Source organism: Variovorax sp. FW301-JW7, from assembly GCF_058788795.1.
This window is the reverse complement of sequence record NZ_JBYTBC010000019.1, coordinates 43,242-61,838: the sequence shown is the minus strand read 5'-3', so window position 1 is coordinate 61,838 and position 18,597 is coordinate 43,242. Positions and strand designations below refer to the sequence as shown.

At 71.3% G+C, this 18,597-nt stretch carries 16 protein-coding genes; 9 read left to right on the top strand and 7 right to left on the bottom strand.

The features are described 5' to 3' along the window. Positions 1 to 319: 319 nt before the first annotated feature. From AC3WQM_RS30280 to AC3WQM_RS30265, 4 genes are all read left to right on the top strand, one after another. Entirely contained in the window at positions 320 to 772 is a 453-nt protein-coding gene (locus tag AC3WQM_RS30280; protein ID WP_095950280.1) for a MarR family winged helix-turn-helix transcriptional regulator, read from the top strand. 79 nt (positions 773 to 851) lie between these two features. After that, positions 852 to 1,277 (top strand): organic hydroperoxide resistance protein, encoded by a 426-nt coding sequence (locus AC3WQM_RS30275; RefSeq protein WP_056576713.1) that lies wholly within the window; start codon positions 852 to 854, stop codon positions 1,275 to 1,277. 179 nt (positions 1,278 to 1,456) lie between these two features. Beyond that, positions 1,457 to 2,575 (top strand): DUF2855 family protein, encoded by a 1,119-nt coding sequence (locus AC3WQM_RS30270; RefSeq protein WP_492683640.1) that lies wholly within the window; start codon positions 1,457 to 1,459, stop codon positions 2,573 to 2,575. Positions 2,576 to 2,608: 33 nt separating this feature from the next. Continuing rightward, complete coding sequence (locus tag AC3WQM_RS30265) at positions 2,609 to 3,652, top strand: serine/threonine protein kinase (RefSeq protein ID WP_070063054.1); 1,044 nt, start codon at positions 2,609 to 2,611, stop codon at positions 3,650 to 3,652. Here AC3WQM_RS30265 and AC3WQM_RS30260 read toward each other — a convergent pair whose 3' ends face one another. Beyond that, complete coding sequence (locus tag AC3WQM_RS30260) at positions 3,653 to 4,549, bottom strand: LysR family transcriptional regulator (RefSeq protein ID WP_492683639.1); 897 nt, start codon at positions 4,547 to 4,549, stop codon at positions 3,653 to 3,655. 90 nt (positions 4,550 to 4,639) lie between these two features. Between AC3WQM_RS30260 and AC3WQM_RS30255 the strand changes: the two genes are divergently transcribed. Genes AC3WQM_RS30255 through AC3WQM_RS30235 form a run of 5 tightly spaced genes read left to right on the top strand, consistent with a single transcriptional unit; the run spans position 4,640 to position 9,988 of the window. Beyond that, complete coding sequence (locus tag AC3WQM_RS30255) at positions 4,640 to 6,349, top strand: acyl-CoA dehydrogenase family protein (RefSeq protein ID WP_492683638.1); 1,710 nt, start codon at positions 4,640 to 4,642, stop codon at positions 6,347 to 6,349. 34 nt (positions 6,350 to 6,383) lie between these two features. After that, entirely contained in the window at positions 6,384 to 7,373 is a 990-nt protein-coding gene (locus AC3WQM_RS30250; RefSeq protein WP_492683637.1) for a Bug family tripartite tricarboxylate transporter substrate binding protein, read from the top strand. 38 nt (positions 7,374 to 7,411) lie between these two features. After that, positions 7,412 to 8,380, top strand: coding sequence for a tripartite tricarboxylate transporter substrate binding protein (locus AC3WQM_RS30245; RefSeq protein WP_492683636.1), 969 nt, complete (start codon positions 7,412 to 7,414; stop codon positions 8,378 to 8,380). Between the two features lie 16 nt (positions 8,381 to 8,396). Beyond that, complete coding sequence (locus tag AC3WQM_RS30240; RefSeq protein ID WP_492683635.1) at positions 8,397 to 8,843, top strand: PaaI family thioesterase; 447 nt, start codon at positions 8,397 to 8,399, stop codon at positions 8,841 to 8,843. Further along, positions 8,840 to 9,988 (top strand): CaiB/BaiF CoA transferase family protein, encoded by a 1,149-nt coding sequence (locus AC3WQM_RS30235; RefSeq protein WP_492683634.1) that lies wholly within the window; start codon positions 8,840 to 8,842, stop codon positions 9,986 to 9,988. The genes AC3WQM_RS30240 and AC3WQM_RS30235 overlap by 4 nt, the downstream gene beginning before the upstream one ends. Before the next feature lie 5 nt (positions 9,989 to 9,993). Here AC3WQM_RS30235 and AC3WQM_RS30230 read toward each other — a convergent pair whose 3' ends face one another. Genes AC3WQM_RS30230 through AC3WQM_RS30205 form a run of 6 tightly spaced genes read right to left on the bottom strand, consistent with a single transcriptional unit; the run spans position 9,994 to position 18,540 of the window. Continuing rightward, entirely contained in the window at positions 9,994 to 11,001 is a 1,008-nt protein-coding gene (locus AC3WQM_RS30230) for a Bug family tripartite tricarboxylate transporter substrate binding protein (protein WP_492683633.1), read from the bottom strand. Continuing rightward, the gene (locus AC3WQM_RS30225; protein WP_492683632.1) at positions 10,998 to 12,203 is read right to left on the bottom strand and encodes a VWA domain-containing protein; all 1,206 of its coding nucleotides are present in this window, start codon (positions 12,201 to 12,203) and stop codon (positions 10,998 to 11,000) included. Before AC3WQM_RS30225 ends, AC3WQM_RS30230 begins: the two co-directional genes overlap by 4 nt. Then, positions 12,200 to 14,548, bottom strand: coding sequence for a DUF5682 family protein (locus tag AC3WQM_RS30220; protein ID WP_492683631.1), 2,349 nt, complete (start codon positions 14,546 to 14,548; stop codon positions 12,200 to 12,202). The genes AC3WQM_RS30225 and AC3WQM_RS30220 overlap by 4 nt, the downstream gene beginning before the upstream one ends. Positions 14,549 to 14,561: 13 nt before the next feature. Further along, positions 14,562 to 15,641: an AAA family ATPase gene (locus AC3WQM_RS30215; RefSeq protein WP_492683630.1), complete on the bottom strand. Its 1,080-nt coding sequence runs from the start codon at positions 15,639 to 15,641 to the stop codon at positions 14,562 to 14,564. After that, positions 15,638 to 17,197, bottom strand: a complete 1,560-nt coding sequence (locus AC3WQM_RS30210; RefSeq protein WP_492683629.1) for a DUF5691 domain-containing protein — start codon at positions 17,195 to 17,197, stop codon at positions 15,638 to 15,640. The genes AC3WQM_RS30215 and AC3WQM_RS30210 overlap by 4 nt, the downstream gene beginning before the upstream one ends. Continuing rightward, the gene (locus AC3WQM_RS30205; protein ID WP_492683628.1) at positions 17,194 to 18,540 is read right to left on the bottom strand and encodes an SWIM zinc finger family protein; all 1,347 of its coding nucleotides are present in this window, start codon (positions 18,538 to 18,540) and stop codon (positions 17,194 to 17,196) included. The genes AC3WQM_RS30210 and AC3WQM_RS30205 overlap by 4 nt, the downstream gene beginning before the upstream one ends. Positions 18,541 to 18,597: the final 57 nt, after the last annotated feature.

Below are 18,597 nucleotides of genomic sequence, written 5' to 3'. Positions count from 1 at the left end.
GAGCGAAGCGATGGCCCGCATTTCCCCTCCCCTCTGGCTGCGCCGAGGAGCGGAGCGTTTCGCGGATCAGGGCTCGCCCTTGTTTGAGCGAAGCGAGTTCTGCGAGACCCCGCGAAACGCGAGCACCGCAGGTTGCCCCGTAGCGAAGCGAAGGGGTCGCAGACAGTGGGGTCGCCTTTCTTTTGCCTACGTTTCTTTGGCGAAGCAAAGAAAAGTAGGTCGCCTGCCGGGGCGAGACCCGGCCCCGGAAAGCAACCCCCAAAACCAATCCAAAACAACTACATTGCACACAATTCAATTGCGAACTACAATTCCACCCATGCCAACGAAACCCAACACAGACGACCTGCTCAAGCTAGACAACCAGCTCTGCTTCGCCGTCTACTCCGCCTCCTTGGCAATGACCCGCCTCTACAAGCCGCTGCTAGAAAAGCTCCAGCTCACCTACCCTCAATACTTGGTGATGCTCGCCCTCTGGGAGCAAGACGGCCCCACCGTCTCCGCCCTCGGCGAGCGTCTCTCTCTAGATTCCGGCACCCTCACCCCGCTGCTCAAACGCCTCGAAGCCAACGGCTACGTAGCCCGAGTCCGCGACGTCGCGGACGAGCGCCGCGTCCACATCACGCTCACCACCGCAGGCCGCAAGCTCAAGTCCCGTGCCGCCAACGTCCCCGAGTGCCTCATGGCCGCCGCCGAATGCTCCGTCCCCGAGCTGATCGCCCTCACGCAGCAGATCCAGACCCTGCGCGACCGCATCCGCAAAGCCGCCTGACACACAAATCAGCCAGAGTTAGTTCCCCCGGCCTCCCCAGGAAGCCCTTTCACCACCCCCAAGCCCAAAGGAAATCACCATGACCACCAAGCTCGACAAAGTTCTCTACACCGCAGAAGCCCACACCGTCGGCGGCCGTGACGGCGCTGGCAAGTCCAGCGATGGCGCCATCGACGTCAAGCTGAGCTCGCCCGGCTCGGGCAAGCCCGGCACCAACCCCGAGCAGCTGTTCGCGGTCGGCTACGCCGCCTGCTTCATCGGCGCCATGAAGGCCGTCGGCCCGAAGATCAGCGTCAAGGTGCCGGAAGACGTCGCCATCGACTCGAAGGTCTCCCTCGGCCCGACGAACGGCGGCGCGGCCTACGGCATCTCGGTGCAACTGGCGATCACGCTGCCCGGCCTGGACGACGCACAGAAGAAGCTGCTGGTCGACACGGCTCACCAGGTCTGCCCCTACTCGAACGCCACGCGCGGCAACATCGACGTGGAACTGACGATCGTCTGATTCCGCTCCGACGGTTTCACGAAAAAGCGCCCCGGCCCCAAGCCCGGGCGCATTTTTTATGTCTGTCTCACGGGTGACGCCAAAACGAATGCCGTGGTAGCGCCTTTCACCAAGCTTGGCTAACGTGGCCGCACGTCCCGCCCACCCGTCTTCAACACACACCCGTGGAGATCGACCCCATGAGCACCACCCACCTCCTGATCCGCAAAGACCAGCTGGCCACCGCGCGCCTGCACACCGACACCACCGAACGGCCGCTGGCCGACGGGCAGGTGCGCGTGCGCATCGACAGCTTTGCGCTCACATCCAACAACATCACCTACGCCGCCTTCGGCGATGCGATGAGTTACTGGCAGTTCTTTCCCTCCGAGGAAGAAGGCTGGGGCAGCATCCCGGTGTGGGGCTTTGCCAGCGTGGTGCAGTCGCAGCACCCGGGCGTGGCCGTGGGCGAACGGATCTACGGCTACTGGCCGATGTCCACGAGCGCGGTGCTCAGCCCCGACCGGCTCTCGCCCTCGCGCTTCACCGACGCGGCGGCGCACCGCGCCGAGTTGCCCGCGGTCTACAACCAGTACTTCCGCTGCAACGCCGACCCGCTGTACACCACCGACACCGAAGACCTGCAGGCGCTGCTGCGCCCGCTGTTCATCACTTCGTGGCTGATCGACGACTTCATGGCCGACAACGATTTCTTCGGCGCCACCACCATGCTGCTGTCGAGCGCCTCGAGCAAGACGGCCTACGGCACGGCCTTCCAGCTGCACCAGCGCGACGGCATCGAGGTGGTCGGCCTCACCTCGCCCGCCAACGTGGCCTTCTGCCAGAGCCTGGGCTGCTACGACCGCGTGGTGACCTACGACGCGCTCGACACCATCGCCGCCGACACGCCCTGCGTGTACATCGACTTCGCCGGCAACGGCGAGCTGCGCACCGCGATCCACGAGCGCTTCACCAACCTCAAGTACAGCAGCTCGATCGGCGGCACGCACGTGGAGCAGCTCGCATCGAAGGGCGCGGGCAAGAGCCTGACCGGCCCGCGCGCCACGCTGTTCTTCGCGCCGGCGCAGATCAAGAAGCGCACCACCGAATGGGGCGCCGACGAGTTCGGCCGGCGCATGGTGGCCGCGTGGCACCGCTTCCTGGCCACGGTGACCGACGCCAGCAACCCCTGGCTGCACACCGAGCACCACCACGGCGGCGAGGCGGTGCAGGCCGCCTACGCGCAGGTGCTGGCGGGCAAGGGCGACCCGCGCACCGGCCATATCCTTTCGCTTTACAAACAAGCGGGCGCTCGCTGACCCGCACGGGGCCCATGTGGCGACAATCGCCGCATGACCCCTTCTTCTGTCGCGCCCGCGAACACCCATCCTTACGAGAGCCTCACGCCCGACGTGGTGCTCGACGCGCTCGCGACACTCGGCCTGCACGGCGACGGCCGCCTCACCGGCCTGAACTCCTATGAAAACCGGGTCTACCAGGTCTACCTGGAAGACCCGAACCCCCATCCTGCGGTGGTGCTCAAGTTCTACCGCCCCGGCCGCTGGAGCGAGGCCGAGATCCTCGAAGAGCACGCCTTCTCGCTCGAACTGGCCGCCGGCGAGGTGCCGGCCGTGCCGCCGCTGGCCTTCGACGGCAAGACGCTGCACCACCACGCCGGCTTTGCCTTCAGCGTGAGCCCCTACCGTGGCGGCCGCGCGCCCGAGCTGGACAACTTCGAGGTGCTCGAATGGGTCGGCCGGTTCCTGGCGCGCATCCACACCGTGGGCAGCGCCAAACCGTTCGAAGCCCGTCCCGCGCTCGACCTGCAGACCTTCGGCCTCGACTCCCGCGACTGGCTGCTGGAGAACGACAAGATCCCGCTCGACATGCAGCGCGACTGGGAAAAGATCTGCAACGAGGCGCTGGACATGGTCCGCGCCACCGCCCTGGCGCTGCAGCCGCCGGCCTCCGACTTCAAGCCCCGCAAGCTGCGCCTGCACGGCGACGTGCACCCCGGCAACATCCTGTGGACGCCCACCGACCGCCCCGGCGGCGGCCCGCACTTCGTCGACCTGGACGACGCGCGCACGGGCTTCGCGGTGCAAGACCTGTGGATGCTGCTGTCGGGCGACCGCGCGCAGCGCACGGCGCAGCTGTCGGGCCTGCTCGACGGCTACGAGCAGTTCCGCGAATTCGACCGCCGCGAGCTGGCGCTCATCGAGCCGCTGCGCACCTTGCGGCTCATCCACTACAGCGCCTGGCTGGCAAGGCGCTGGGAAGACCCGATCTTTCCGATCAACTTCCCGTGGTTCGGCTCCAGCGACTACTGGAAGGGCCAGATCCTCGTGCTGGAAGACCAGTGCGAGCAGATGGCCGAAGAGCCGCTCTACGCGTGATCACCCGGCGGCGTTCGCCGCAAGGCTCTGCGCCACGCCTTCGAGCAGCCGCTCGACCAGCACATTGACCGGCCCGGTGCGCCACACGCCATAGGCCTCCGACTGCGCCACCGCGCGGTCGAGCGGGCGGAACACCGCGCCGCGCAGCGCCGAGTGCCGCATCGCCTGCGGCACCAGCGCCACGCCCATGCCCTGCGACACCAGCGACACCACGGCCAGCCAGTGCCGCACCTCGTGGCGCACCTCGGGCAGGAAGCCCGCGTCGGCGCAGATCGACAGGATGCGCTCGTGGTAATCGGGTGAGGCCTCGCGCGAGAACAGCACGAAGGGCTGATCGCGCAGGTCGGCCGGCGCCAGCACGCGCTTGCGCGCCAGCGCATGGCCCGCGGGCAGGCAGGCCACGAAGGGCTCCGACAACAGCAGCCGGTGCCGCAGCTCAGCCGGCATGCGGCTGGTGTGGACAAAGCCCAGGTCGAGCCGGTCGTGCAGCAGCTCGGCGATCTGCACGCCCGAGTTGAGTTCGCTCAGCGTGATGCGCACCGCCGGATGCCGCGCCTGGAACGCGCGCAGCGCGGGCGGCAGGCCGCGGTAGAGCATGGCGCCGACGAAGCCGATGCGCAGTCGGCCCGCCGAGCCGGTGGCCACGTCGCGCGCCTCCAGCGCGGCCTCCTCGGCCTGCAGCAGCACGCGCCGCGCCGACACGCGCAGCGCCTCGCCGGCCGGCGTGAGCCGCACTTCCTTGCTGTTGCGCTCGAACAGGCGCGCACCCACCGAGTCTTCGAGCTGGCGGATCGCCACCGACAGCGGCGGCTGCGAAATGGCCAGCCGCCGCGCGGCACGCCCGAAGTGCAGCTCTTCGGCGAGCACGGAGAAGTAGCGCAGGTGCCGCAGTTCCATGAATAGTCAAATCAAATCGTACAAGACCAAATCAATATTAGACACGGATCATTGCCAACTCAACAATGCGGCGAACCAGGAGACGCCCGCATGCCCACACCCGCTGCTTCCGCTGCCACAGCCGCCGCGCACCCGATCCCCGATCGCCACGGCCAGAACCTCTTCACCACCGACACCGAGCTGCACACGCTGCTCGCGCTGTACCTGCCCGAGGCCCTGCGCACCCACATGCGCCCGCACTTCGAGCGCCTGGGCGGCCTGGCCGGCGGCCTGCTGGACGACCTGGCCGGCACCGCCGACCGCAACCCGCCCACGCTGAAGCAGCGCACGCGCACCGGCATCGACGAGCAGAAGGTCATCAAGCACCCCGCCTACGTCGAGATGGAGCGCCTGGCGCTCAGCGAGTTCGGCCTGGCCGCCATCTCGCACCGCGACGAGACGTTGGGCTGGGCCGGCAAGATGCCGCCGCTGGTCAAGTACGTGCTGACCTACCTCTTCGTGCAGGCCGAGTTCGGCCTGTGCTGCCCGGTCTCGATGACCGACTCGCTCACGCGCACGCTGAAGAAGTTCGGCGCGCCCGAGCTGGTCGCCAAGTACCTGCCGCGCCTGACCTCGCTCGACTTCGACGAACTCGCGCAGGGCGCGATGTTCATGACCGAGCAGGCCGCCGGCTCAGACATCGCCGCCACCGCCACCACCGCGCAGCGCCAGGCCGACGGCAGCTGGCGCCTGGCCGGCGACAAGTGGTTCTGCTCCAACCCCGACGCCGGCTTTGCGATGGTGCTGGCGCGCGCGGACGACGCGCCCGCGGGCATGAAGGGCGTGTCGCTGTTCCTGCTGCCGCGCGAACTCGACGACGGCAGCCTCAACCACTACCGCATCATCCGCCTCAAGGACAAGCTGGGCACGCGCTCGATGGCCAGCGGCGAGATCCGCCTCGAAGGCGCGGTGGCCTACCTCGTGGGCGAGGAAGGCCGCGGCTTCCAGCAGATGGCCGACATGGTCAACAACTCGCGCCTGTCCAACGGCGTGCGTTCCGCCGGCCTGATGCGCCGCGCGGTGGCCGAGGCCGAGTACATCGCATCCGAGCGCCGCGCCTTCGGCCGCGCGCTCGAGCAGATGCCGCTGATGCAGCGCCAGCTCGACAAGCTGCGCGTGCCGTCCGAACAGGCCCGCACCATGGTCTGCCAGACCGCGCAGGCGCTGGCGCGCTCCGACGCCGGCGAGCCCGATGCGTACGCGCTGCTGCGCATCCTCACGCCGCTCATCAAGTTCCGCGCCTGCCGCGACGCGCGCCAGGTCACGGGCGACGCGATGGAAGTGCGCGGCGGCTGCGGCTACATCGAGGAGTGGAGCGACCCGCGCCTCGTGCGCGACGCGCACCTGGGCTCGATCTGGGAAGGCACCAGCAACATCGTGGCGCTCGACGTGATCCGCGCCGTGAAGCGCGAAGGCTCGCTGCCCGTGCTGCGCGCGCACGTCGAGAAGCTCATCAGCGACGCCACCACGCTCACGCCGGCCTTTGCCGCCGCGCTGCGCGACACCATGGCGCGCGCCTGCGCCCTGGCCGAGACCGCCGCGCGCGAAGGCGGCGACGTGCTCGCGCGCCAGGCCGCCTCGGCGCTGTACCACTGCACCAGCGCCGCCGCGATGGCCTGGGAGGCCTCGGCCGGCGGTTCCGCCGCGCGCCTGCGCTGGGCCCAGCTGGTGCTGCTGCACCGCGTGCTGCCGCGCGATCCGCTGGCGCCCGACGCGCTGCCCGCCGACTGGCACGCCGCGCTCGTGCGCACGACCGCCTGAGCCCCTTTTTCGAGAACAACGGAGACAAGACCCCATGCGACAACGACTCAGCCTCCTCCTGGGCACCGCCTGCGCCGCGCTGCTGCTGGCAGCCACGCCCGCCGCGCAGGCCCAGCCCGGCGCCTTCCCGACCAAGCCCATGACGCTGGTCGTGCCCTTCCCGCCCGGCGGCCCGACCGACGCGATGGCGCGCACGCTCGCCGCCGAGCTGCGCGACAAGCTCGGCCAACCCATGATCGTGGAGAACCGCGCGGGCGCGGGCGGCAACATCGGCGCCGACTACGTGGCGCGCGCCGAGGCCGACGGCCACACGCTGCTGTTCGGCACCTCGGGCCCGCTGGCCATCAACGTGAGCCTGTACCGCAAGATCAGCTACGACCCGACCAGGAGCTTCGCGCCCGTGATCCAGGTCGGCTACCTGCCGAACATCCTGGTGGTGAACCCGGCCCTGCCGGTGAAGAACGTGGCCGAGCTGGTCGCCTATGCCAAGGCCAACCCGGGCAAGCTGAGCTACGCCTCGTCGGGCAACGGCGCCTCGTCGCACCTGGCGGGCGTGCTGTTCAACTCGGTGGCCGGCACTGACCTGCTGCACGTGCCCTACAAGGGCACGGGTCCGGCGCTCAACGACCTGCTGGGCAACCAGGTCAGCATGACCTTCACCGACATCCTCACCGCGCTGCCCTACGTCAAGGCCGGCAAGCTGCGCGCGCTCGGCGTGGCCACCTCGGCGCGCTCGCAGGCGCTGCCCGAGGTGCCGACCCTCACCGAGCAGCTGCACAAGCCCTACGACGTGAGCGTGTTCTTCGGCATCGTCGCGCCGGCCGGCACGCCGGCCGACCGCGTGACCAAGCTCAACCACGCGTTCGCCGAGGTGCTCAACTCGCCGAAGGTCAAGCAGATGTTCGCCGCGCAGGGCCTGGAAGCCACGGCGGACACCTCGCCGCAGAAGCTCGCGCAGTTCATCGGCAGCGAAACGGCCAAGTGGAAGGACGTGGTGAAGAAGTCCGGCGCGCAGCTCGACTGACCGCCACGACGCACAAGAAAAAATAAGGAGACAAGAAGATGAAGACGCACCTGCTGTCACGCCTGATCGCCGTGACCGCGCTGTTCGCCGCAGCCGGCGCCGCCACCGCAGAGACCTACCCGCAACGCCCCGTCACGCTGATCGTTCCGTACGCCGCGGGCGGGCCCACCGACCAGCACCTGCGCGCCGTCGCCGATGAGGCCGGCAAGGCCCTCGGCCAGCCCGTGGTGCTCGACAACCGCCCCGGCGCGAGCGGCACCAACGGCGCCGCCGCGCTGGTGCGCGCCGCGCCCGACGGCTACACGCTGGCCGTGCTGCCGGCCTCGGTGTACCGCGAGCCCTTCATCAACAAGGTGGCCTTCGACCCGGCGCGCAGCTTCTCGTACGTGGTGATGCTGTCCGACTACACCTTCGGCCTCGCCGTGAAGGCCGACGCACCGTGGAAGACCTGGCAGGACTTCGCGGCCGATGCCGCGCGCCGCCCCGGCAAGCTGAATGTCGGCGCCACCGGCGCCGTGGGCACGCCACGCATCGTGATGGACGAAGCCGCCGAGATGGCGAAGGTCCAGCTCAACATGGTGCCCTTCAAGGGCGACGCCGAAGTCACCAACGCCATCCTCGGCGGCCACATCGACGCCGCGCCGCTCTCGGGCGTGGCCGTGCCGCACATCGACGCCGGCAAGATGCGCTACCTCGTGATGCTCACGCCGCAGCGCGTCAAGCGCTACCCGCAGGTGCCCACGCTGCGCGAACAGGGCGTGGACGCGGTCATCGATTCGCCCTACGGCATCGCCGGCCCCGCCGGCATGGACCCGGCCCGCGTGAAGACCGTGCACGACGCCTTCCGCAAAGCCTTGGCATCGCCCGCCGGCCTGCGTGTGCTGGAGCAGCTGAACCAGCAGGCCAACGCGATGGACCCCGAGCAGTACCGCCGCTACGCGCTGGCCACCACCGCGCGTGAGAAGGAGCGCGTGGCGCGCCTGCGCCAGCGCGGCCTGCTCGACTGACCACGGAGTGCGCCGCATGCAGGACCCCGCTTTCATCGACGAGCCGCCCGGCGTGCTGTTCGGCCTGCCCATGCCGATGGCCCGCGCCTTCGCGCTGCGCGGCGAGGCCATCGGCGACGAGCACGCGCGCGTGCGCATGCCCTACAGCGCCGACCACACCAACAGCCGCGGCGACGTGCACGGCGGCGCGATCGCCGTGCTGTTCGACTGCGCGCTCTCCAGCGCCGTGCGTTCGCACGCGCCCACGGCCTTCGGCGTGGTCACCGTCGACATCACGGTGCACTACACCGCGCCCTGCGCCGGCGACGTGATCGCCACCGCCGTGTGCGAGCGGCGCGGCCGTGCGATGTACTTCGCGCGCGGCGAAGCGCGCAACGCCGACGGCGAGTTGCTCGCGCTGGCCACCGGCACCTTCAAGCTGGAGCCGCGCACCGCTTCTCCTTCTTCCGAGTCCACCCCATGACCACCGCTTCCCCTTCGACCGGCGCCCTCGCGGGCATCCGCGTGCTCGACATCTCGCGCATCCTCGGCGGCCCCTACTGCGGCCAGATCCTCGGCGACCATGGTGCCGACGTGCTCAAGGTCGAGCCGCCGCAGGGCGACGACACGCGCACCTGGGGCCCTCCCTTCAAGGAGGGCGTGGCTTCGTACTACCACGGGCTGAACCGCAACAAGCGCGTGCAGCACCTGGACTTCTCGACCGAGGAAGGCCGCGAGGCGCTGCTGGCGCTGGTGGCCGAGGCCGACGTGCTGATCGAGAACTTCAAGACCGGCACGATGGAGCGCTGGGGCATCGGCTACGAGGCGCTGTCGCAGCGCTTTCCGCGCCTGGTGTGGTGCCGCGTGTCGGGCTTCGGCGCCGACGGCCCGCTGGGCGCGCTGCCGGGCTACGACGCCGCCGTGCAGGCCATGACCGGCATCATGAGCATCAACGGCGAGGCCGACGGCGGCCCGCTGCGCGTGGGCCTGCCGGTGGTCGACATGGTGACCGGGCTCAACGCGGTGATCGGCGTGCTGCTCGCGCTGCAAGAGCGCAACCGCAGCGGACGCGGCCAGTTCGTCGAAGCGGCGCTGTACGACAGCGGCCTCTCGCTGCTGCACCCGCACGCGGCCAACTGGTTCATGGACGGCACGGCGCCGCGCCGCACCGGCAACGCGCACCCCAACATCTATCCCTACGATGCGCTGGCCACGGGCACCGACCCGATCTTCGTGGCCGTGGGCAACGACCGCCAGTTCGCGAGCTTCTGCCGCTGCATCGGCCTGACCGCGCTGTCCGACGACCCGCTGTACCGCACCGCCGGCGCGCGCTCGGTGAACCGCGACGGCCTCAAGCAACAGCTCGAAGCCGCGCTCGCCGCCTTCGACGGCCGCACGCTGGTCGACCAGCTGATGGCCGCCGGCGTGCCCGCCGCGCCCGTGCTGCCGGTGGCAGCCGCGCTGCAGCACCCGCACACGCTGCACCGCGAGATGGTGGTGGAGATGGAAGGCGGCTACCGCGGCATCGGCGCGCCCGTGAAGCTCAGCCGCACGCCGGCCAGCTACCGCCATGCGCCGCTGACGCCGGGCGATTCCTTCCTGCCGAGCGACGACAGCGCAGCGCGCTGACCTGTTCAATCCAGCGAGAGCTTGAGCGCGCGGATCAGCGGATGCCAGCGCGCCGACTCGCGCGCCAGCAGCGTTTCGAACTCGGCCGGCGTGCCGCCCACCGGCTCGACGCCGGCCTCGGCGAGGCGGCGCTGCACCACCGGGTTGTGCAGCGCGCTGGCCACCGCGCGCTGCAGCCGCGCCACCACCTCGGGCGGCGTGCCCGCCGGTGCCACGAGGCCATGGAAGATCGCGGCCTCGACCTTCGGCAGGCCCAGTTCCGCGAAGGTCGGCACGCCCGGCAGTTGGGCCAGGCGCGCGGGGTTCGCCACCGCGAGCACGCGCAGCCGGCCGCCCTGGATGAAGCGGCGCGCCGTGGCGAGCTCGCCCATCGCGAACGGCAACTGCCCGCCCGCCACCTCGACCAGCGCCGGCCCGGCGCTGCGGTACGGCACATGCACCATCTCCAGCCCCGCCTCGCGCGCCAGCAGCGCCATCGCGAGGTGCTGCGCGCTGCCGTTGCCGGCCGACGCAAAACTGAAGCGGCCCGGAAAGGCGCGCGCGTCCTCGATGAAGGCACGCGCATCGCGCACGCCGCTGGCCGGGCCGACCAGCAGCACCATCGGCAGCCGCACCAGCTGCGTGACGGGCGTGAAATCGCGCGACGGGCTGTAGCTCAGGCTGCGGTACAGCGCGGGGTTGAACACCCACATGCCGTTGTCGGCCGACAGCACGGTGTGGCCGTCGGCCGGCGCGCGCGCAGCCTCGAGGGCGGCGAGCGCGGTGTTGCCGCCGGGCCGGTTCTCGATCTGCACCGGCTGGCCCGTGTCGATGGCGAGCTGGGCGCCGATGGCGCGCGCGACGACGTCGGCGATCGCGCCCGTCGGGAACGGCACGATCCAGCGGATCGGGCGCGCGGTGTCGTCGGAGGGCTGCGCCCATACCGTGCCGCCCAAGCCACTCGCGCCCGCCGCCAGCCCCAGGAAGGCGGCCAGCCGCCGTCGCTTCAGGTCGGGCAGGCGGCGCTGCGTCACGGGGCGGCCCGGCTGGTCTTCAGGCCCTGCCCCGCGGCCCAGGTCGACACGTCCTCGCGCTTGATGGCCGCAGCCATGAGGCCGGGGAACGCATCGGGCGTGCAGGCGAACGAGGGCACGCCCAGCGCCGCGAGCTTGGCGGCCAGGTCGCGGTCGTACGAGGGCGCGCCCTCGTCGCTGAGCGCCAGCAGCGCGATGAACTGCACGCCGGCCTCCACCAGCTGGTGGGCGCGGCGCAGCAGGCCGTCTTCCACGCCGCCTTCGTACAGGTCGGAGATCAGGATCAGGATGGTGTTGCGCGGCTCGCGCACCAGCGTCTGGCAGTAGCCCACCGCGCCGTTGATGTCGGTGCCGCCGCCCAGCTGCACGCCGAACAGCAGGTCGACCGGGTCTTGCAGCTGCTCGGTCATGTCGACCACGGCGGTGTCGAACACCACCAGCTTGGTCGACACCGCCGGCAGGCTCGCCATCACCGCGCCGAAGATGCTCGAATAGACGACCGACGCGGCCATGGAGCCGCTCTGGTCGATGCACAGGATCACTTCACGCTGCGGCTGGCGCGCCTTGCGCCCGTAGCCCACCAGCGTCTGCGGCACCACGGTGCGGTACTCGGGCTGCCAGTGGCGCAGGTTGGCGCGGATGGTGCGGTGCCAGTCGATCTCCGAATGGCGCGGGCGGCGGTTGCGCTGGCTGCGGTTGAGCGCGCCGCTCACGGCGCTGCGCATCGGCTCCTCGAGCTTCTTCATGAGCTCGTCGACCACCTTGCGCACCACGGCGCGCGCCGTGTCCTTGGTGCCGGCCGGGATCACGCTCGCCAGCGCGACGAGGTTGGCCACCAGGTGCACGTCGGGCTGCGCGTTCTCGAGCATCTCGGGCTGCAGCAGCATCTGGCGCAGGTTGAGCCGCTCCATCGCGTCGCGCTGCATCACCTGCACCACCTGGCTCGGAAAGTACTTGCGGATGTCGCCGAGCCAGCGCGCCACGCTGGGCGCCGAATCGCCCCGGCCGCCGCGCTGCCCGCCCTGGCCCAGGCCGCGCCGGCCGTCGGCTTCGTAGAGCGCGGCCAGCGCCTGGTCGATCTCGCGCACGCGGCCTTCGATGGCGCCGCAGCTGGCGTTGGCCTCGCTGCCGAGCACGAGGCGCCAGCGCTGCAGGCGGTCGGTGGGCGGCAGGGTCTCGTCTTCCATCGGGTTCGCGCTCATGCCTTCACTCCCAGCAGTTCCCGCAGCAGCGGCAGCGCGAGCACCGCGCGTGATTCGTCCCAGTCGGTGGCGGCCACGGCGGACGGCAAGGTGCCGCCGACGGCGCCGCGTTTCGCGCGTTCGCCGAGCGCGCGCCGGTCGGCGCCCGAGAAGTCCGCGAAGCTGCGCCGCACCAGCGGCAACACCTGCACGAAGTGCTCCTCGCCGAGCCCCGCGAGCCAGCTGTCGACCAGCGACCACACGGCATCGTCGTGCAGCAGCACCATCGCGTTGCGGTTGAGAAAGCCTTCGAGCCAGGCCGCCGCATCGGTGGGCGGCGCGCCGGCCGAGAGGTTGCGCGCGAGTTGCTGCGAGGCGCCGTCGCTGTCGATCTGCGCATCGTCGAGCAGCAGCCGGCAGCTCACGCCGCGCAGCAGCGGCGCGCCGGTTTCGCCGAAGGCGATGGCGCGCAGCGCGTTGCGCCAGGCGGTGGTGGTTTCTTCGCCGTCGCGCAGGCGCACGGCGTCGTGCGCACCGATGAGGCGGGTGCGCAGCGACTCGGCGGCTTCGGCGTCGAGCGCGCCGCACGCAATCGGCAGGCCGATGGCGCCGCGCACGATGAGGCTGTCGAGCACGTGCGAGAGCAGCGCGCTGTCGGTCTGGCGCACGCTGCCGTAGCGGAACACGTTGGCCAGCGGCGGCACGGCGCCGATGAGCTGCACGGCGTCGCCGGTGAGCGCGGCGCGGTCTTCGAGCGCGCGGGTCACGGCCTGCACGGCCACGGGCAGGTCGGCCAGCAGCACGGTGTCGACCTGCTCGGCCAGTGCGGTGAGCGAGGTCTCGGCCGCGAGCCCTTCCATCACGCGCGCGCTGGCGGCGTGCGCCACGGTGGCGCCGAAGCGGCTGGCCTCGATGACGCGCAGTGCGAACTCGGGCTGCCACTGCAGCTGCCACACCTCGTGGAAGGTGCCTCGGCTCGCGCGCTGGCCGGCGGTGACCTCGCCCCACGGCAGGTCGAGCAGGCGCAGGCGGTGCAGCAGGTGGCTGCGTGCCAGGTCGTTGGGCTGGCGCAGGTCGAGGTCGAGCGTCTTGGCGGTGGCCTCGGGCTTGAGGCGCAGGCTTTTCTGCGCCTGTTCGAGGTCGCGCTGCAGCGGCACGGTGGGCACGTCGGCCGGCACCTGGCCCATGCGGTCGCCGACCGTGAGACGCTCGCGGATGAGCGTGAGCGGCGCCTGCTCGCCCATGCAGATCACGCTGCGCACGGCCTCGTCGAGCTCGGGCAGGCCGGGCGCGGGGCGCTCGCGCAATGCGGCCAGCGTGTCGGCCAGGCGCGTGGCCTCGATGAGGTGGGCGGAGGAGCAGTCGAGGTCGTGCTCGCGCAGCAGGCGCGCAACGCGGGCGAGCCAGCCGGTGCTGCGCCCCGCCACCTCGTGCCCCTGCTGCCACAGGTGCTCGTACCAGCCCGGCGAATCGATGCCGGCGCCGTAGCCGCTGGCGCTCGTGAGGTGGCGGTAAGTCCACGGCACCCAGGTCGCGAGCACCTTGAGCTTGGGCAGGCCCTTGAGCAGCGCCGCATCGGCCTTGGCGGTGGCCACGCCCTGCAGCGCGGGCACGTGCCACGCACCGCACACGACGGCGATGCGCTGGTGACCGGCCTTGACGGCCTCGCGGATCGATTGCCGCATGAAGGCTTCGCGCCGCTGCTCGCGTTCCATCGCGCGCACGCCGCGCCGGTCTTCGGGCGTTTCGGCGCGCACGGCCGTCATGGCTTCGGCGATGGCGCCGAACAGGTCTTCGCCGTCGCCGCGTTCCTCGACCATGTGGTTCCACCAGCTCTCGCCGTCGGCATAGCCGGCGGCGTGGGCGAGCCAGTCGAAGGGGTCGTCGGGCAGCGTGTTCGCCGCTTGTTCTTCCTCGGGCGCTTCGACCGTTTCGGCGACGGGCACCGTGTCGGTCTCGTCATCGTCGAGTGGTGTGTCAACAGGTTCTGCCGCCTTGGCCTCGTCGGCCACACGCGCAGCCTGCTCGATCGCCATGCGATGCGCCTGCGGCAGGTCGATGAAGCGCGTGGGCACGCCGCGCGCGGCGCCCCATTGCAGCGCCTGCCACTCGGGAGAGAAGGTGGCGAAGGGATAGAACGCGGCCAGGCCGGTGTCTTCGCTCGCGTGGATCAGCACCGCCACCGGCGGTTGCAGGTCGGCATGCGCGAGGAAGGACAGCAGCGGCTCGGCCTCGGGCGGGCCCTCGACGAGGATGCAGTCGGGCTGCAGCGACTCGAAGGCGCGCAGCAGGCTGCGCGCACAGCCGGGGCCGTGGTGGCGGATGCCGAAGTAGTGCAGCGGCGAAGGCGCCGCGCTCGTGCTCATGCGCCGGCTCGCGTCAGAGTTGTTCTCGGCAGGCGCGGTACAGGTCCTTCCAGTCGGCCCGTTCCTTCACCACGGTCTCCAGGTATTCCTTCCACACCACCTGGTCCTGCACCGGGTCCTTGATGACCGCGCCGATCAGGCCCGAGGCCACGTCGGCCGAGCGCAGCACGCCGTCGCCGAAGTGGCCGGCCAGCGCCATGCCGCTGTTGATGACCGAGATGGCCTCGGCGGTCGAGAGCGTGGAGGTGGGCGACTTGATGCGCGTCTTGCCGTCTTCGGTCTGGCCGTTGCGCAGCTCGCGGAAGATCTGCACCACGCGGCGCACTTCCTGCAGCGCGGGCGGCTCGGCCGGCAGTGCGAGCGTGCGGCCCAGTTCGCCGACGCGCTTGACGACGATCTGCACTTCCTCGGCCTCGCTCGACGGCACCGGCAGCACCACGGTGTTGAAGCGGCGCTTGAGCGCGCTCGACAGTTCGTTCACGCCCTTGTCGCGGTTGTTCGCGGTGGCAATGACCGAGAAGCCGCGCGTGGCCTGCACCTCGGTGCCGAGCTCGGGCACGGGCAGGGTCTTTTCCGACAGCACGGTGATCAGCGAGTCCTGCACGTCGGCCGGGATGCGCGTGAGCTCTTCGACGCGCGCGATCTTGCCCAGGCGCATGGCGTGCACCAGCGGGCTCGGCACCAGCGCCTTCTCGGACGGGCCGTGGGCCAGCAGCTCGGCGTAGTTCCAGCCGTAGCGCAGCTGCTCTTCGCTGGTGCCGGCGGTGCCCTGGATCAGCATCGTCGAGTCGCCACTCACGGCGGCGGCCAGGTGCTCCGACACCCACGACTTGGCCGTGCCCGGCACGCCGTACAGCAGCAGCGCGCGGTCGGTGGCGAGCGTGGACACGGCGATTTCCATCAGGCGCGAATTGCCGATGTACTTGGGGCTGACCTCGAAGCCGTTGGCCAGCTTGCCGCCCATCAGGTAGGTGAGCACGGCCCAGGGCGAGAGCTTCCAGTTGGCCGGGCGCTGGCGGTCGTCGACCTTCTGGAGCGCTTCGAGTTCTTCGGCGAATTGCTGTTCGGCATGCTGGCGCAGGACATTGCTCATGGACGGCCTTGGGAAGAGGTTGAAAGTGAGGAAGAAGGGGAAGAAGGAAGCGTGGCGACCAGCCGGCGCGCGCGCACGATGCGCGCGGTGTCGGCCAGTGCGTTGGCGAGGCCGGGGCTTTCCTCGGCCGCGCGCGGCAGGTCGGCCAGCAGCGCCAGTGCATCCAGGTGCAGCAGCGCGGCGGCGGTGCCGAGCACCTGGCGCAGCACGTAGTCGTTGACGAGGTCGCCGCGCTCGACGCGCATGCGCAGCGCCTGGGCGATGCGCAGCGACAGCGCGGCCGACGGCGTGTCGCCGGGCGCGCAGGCCTGGTCGGCGAAGGCGACGACGTCCTGCACGCCTTGCCCGGCATCGCCGAGTTGCGTCGCCCAGTGGCGCTCGCGGCGCTCGCGCGGCAGCAGCGCCAGCAGCGGGCCCACGCCGCCGCGGTGGGCACGCGGGCGGTCGAGCAACGCGTCGCACCAGTCGAAATCGGGCGCGGCCAGCACGGCCTCGTTCCAGCCGCGCAGCAGCGCGTCGTGCCAGTCGCCCTGGGCGGCCCAGTCGAGCAATGCAGCGGGTGTCAGGCCGGTGCGCGCGGTCCACCACGCGAGCGGCATCTGGCGCACGAGCTGGTAGAGCCACCACGCGCGCTCGCCGAGGCTGTCGTGCGTGGGGCGCGCGGCGTCGATGGCGTCGTCCTTCCAGCGCGGGTCGGCGGCCTCGGGGGCGTTGAGTTGCCACGTCGCGCCTTGCGACGACAGCAGCGGCGCGAGGAAGGCCTCCACGCGCCGCACGTGCGCACTGGCCGGCAGGCGCTGCAGCAGCTCGACCACGGTCTGGCGCACGTCGCGCGCGCGGTCTTTCAGCTGGGCTTCGAGCAGCGCTTCGTCGTCGGGGCCGAGGTTCTCGGCCAGCGCACCGAGCAGCACGGCGCGTTCCTTCGCGGGCAGCTGCGGCAGTTCGGCGGCGAGGCGTTCGCGCGCGCCGGCCGGGTCGTCGCGGCGTTGCTCGGCGAGCACGGCGCGGCGCTGGTCGATGCTGCCTTCGTCCCAGCGGGTCTGCGTGTCGGCCTGCGCGCTGGCGCCGACGGCGTAGCGCCAGTCGTCGTTGCGCGCGGCCAGCCAGCGACCGCGCTCGCCGAGCGCGAGCACGACGGCGGGCCGCAGCGCGGTGTCGCGGCGGCCGGCATCGAGCGCAGCGGGCAGCAGGCTGGGCGGCAGGCGCCAGCCGGCGGCGGCGAGCACGGCCAGCACCTCGTGCTGCAGGCGCTGCGGGCCGCTGGCGAGGGCATCGGCGATCACGGCGAGCAAGGCGGGATCGCCGAGCGCGGGGCAGGTGTCGTTGGCGGCAGGCGGTGCGTTGTCGGCGGGCAGGCCCGGCGCGACGAAGCCCGCACGGCGGCCGACGGCCACGGCGCCCGCGACGCGCAGCAGCACGCCTTGCGCGGTGTCGGTGGGTTGTTGCAGCGCCTGAAGCAGCGCGCCGAAATCGCCGGCCATGCCGTCGGCGGCCGGCACGGGTTGGCGTGCGGTGCCGACGAGCGCGGTCTGCAGCAAGGTGTTCCAGTGGCTCATGCGCGTGCTCCGCTCAAGGTCCAGACGGGTGTTCCACCCTCAGCCGCCCACGCGGTGAGCGGCGCGAACTGCTCGCCGTCCCATTCGCCGAACACGCGCAGCGGCGCGCCGCCCGAATGCGCCAGCAGCTGCCAGGCTTCCGCAGCGGCCAGCTGCATCGGCAGCGCTTGCGACGCGGCGCCCAGGCGCAGCCACCACTGGTCGCCGTGCCGCGCGGGCACGGCATCGGCCCACACCAACGGCAGCAGCGGCTGCCACGGATTGGCCGCGATCTGCTGCGCCATGCGTTGCCATTCACCAGCTTCGTCATGAAGCGCGACAGGCGCAGCAGTCGACGCGGCCTCGGCCGGCAGCTCAGCCACCACCGCGCGCTGCGAGGCGTGGCCGGGATAGAAGCACAGCACGGCCGTGCGTTCGCTGCCGCTGACCCAGCCGGTCTCGAAGCCGCGTCCGCCGTGCGAATAGTCGAGCAGCAGCGCGCGGCGTCCGCTCGCGCGGCCCTGCAGCCACACATGGCGCTCGACCAGCTTGGTGTCGCGCTCGTCCAGGCACTGGCCCAGCACGAGCCAGTGGTCGTTCACGCGTTCGCCGTCGGCCAGCAGCGCCTCGCGGTCCTGCGGCCAGCCGAGCGCGGCGCGCAGGTCGGCGCGCGTGGCGGGCGACAGGCTGTCGCGGCGCGGCACCGCATCGACGATCAGTTGCAACCGGCCCAGCCGGTCGAGCAGCCGCGCGGGCCAGCCCTCGCCGGCGCCGATCAGCTCGGCCGCCTGCGTGATGCGCTGGCCGAGCCCCGGCGCCTGCGCGTCGACCATGCGCGCGGCCATGGCGGCCCAGCCTTCGGCCTGCTCGCTGCCGAGCGCGGCCAGGCCGCGCTGGGTCTGGTCGTCGAGCCAGCGCGCGAGCTCCTGCACGCCGGCCTCGATGCGCTTCCAGCGCTGCGCGTCGCGCTTGGCGGCGGCAGCAGGATCGGGCGCGGCAGCGGGTTCGGCGGCACGGGCTTCTTTCTTCTCGGCCTTGTCGCGGCGCGAGGCGAGCCAGTCGGCCACCCAGGGCGGCGGCGCGGCGGCGGTGAAGCTGGCTTCGCTCTGCGCGCGCAGCAGCATCAGCGCCAGGCCGTGCTTGCAGGGGAACTTGCGGCTCGGGCAGGAGCAGCGGAACACCGGCCCCGACAGGTCGACCTGCGTCTGGTAGGGCTTGCTGCCGCTGCCCTGGCATTCGCCCCAGACGGCGTCGTCGGAATGCCCGAGCGTGGGCCACTTGGCGGGCGCGAGCAGGCCTTTGGCGGCCTTCGCGGAGGCGTCGTCCGGCGCGAGCGCGAGGACGGCTTCGGTACTGAGACTCATGGAAAGGGCAGCCTCGCGCCGGGCCGCGGCGCGGTCAGGGGTGGGAGGGGCGCGACC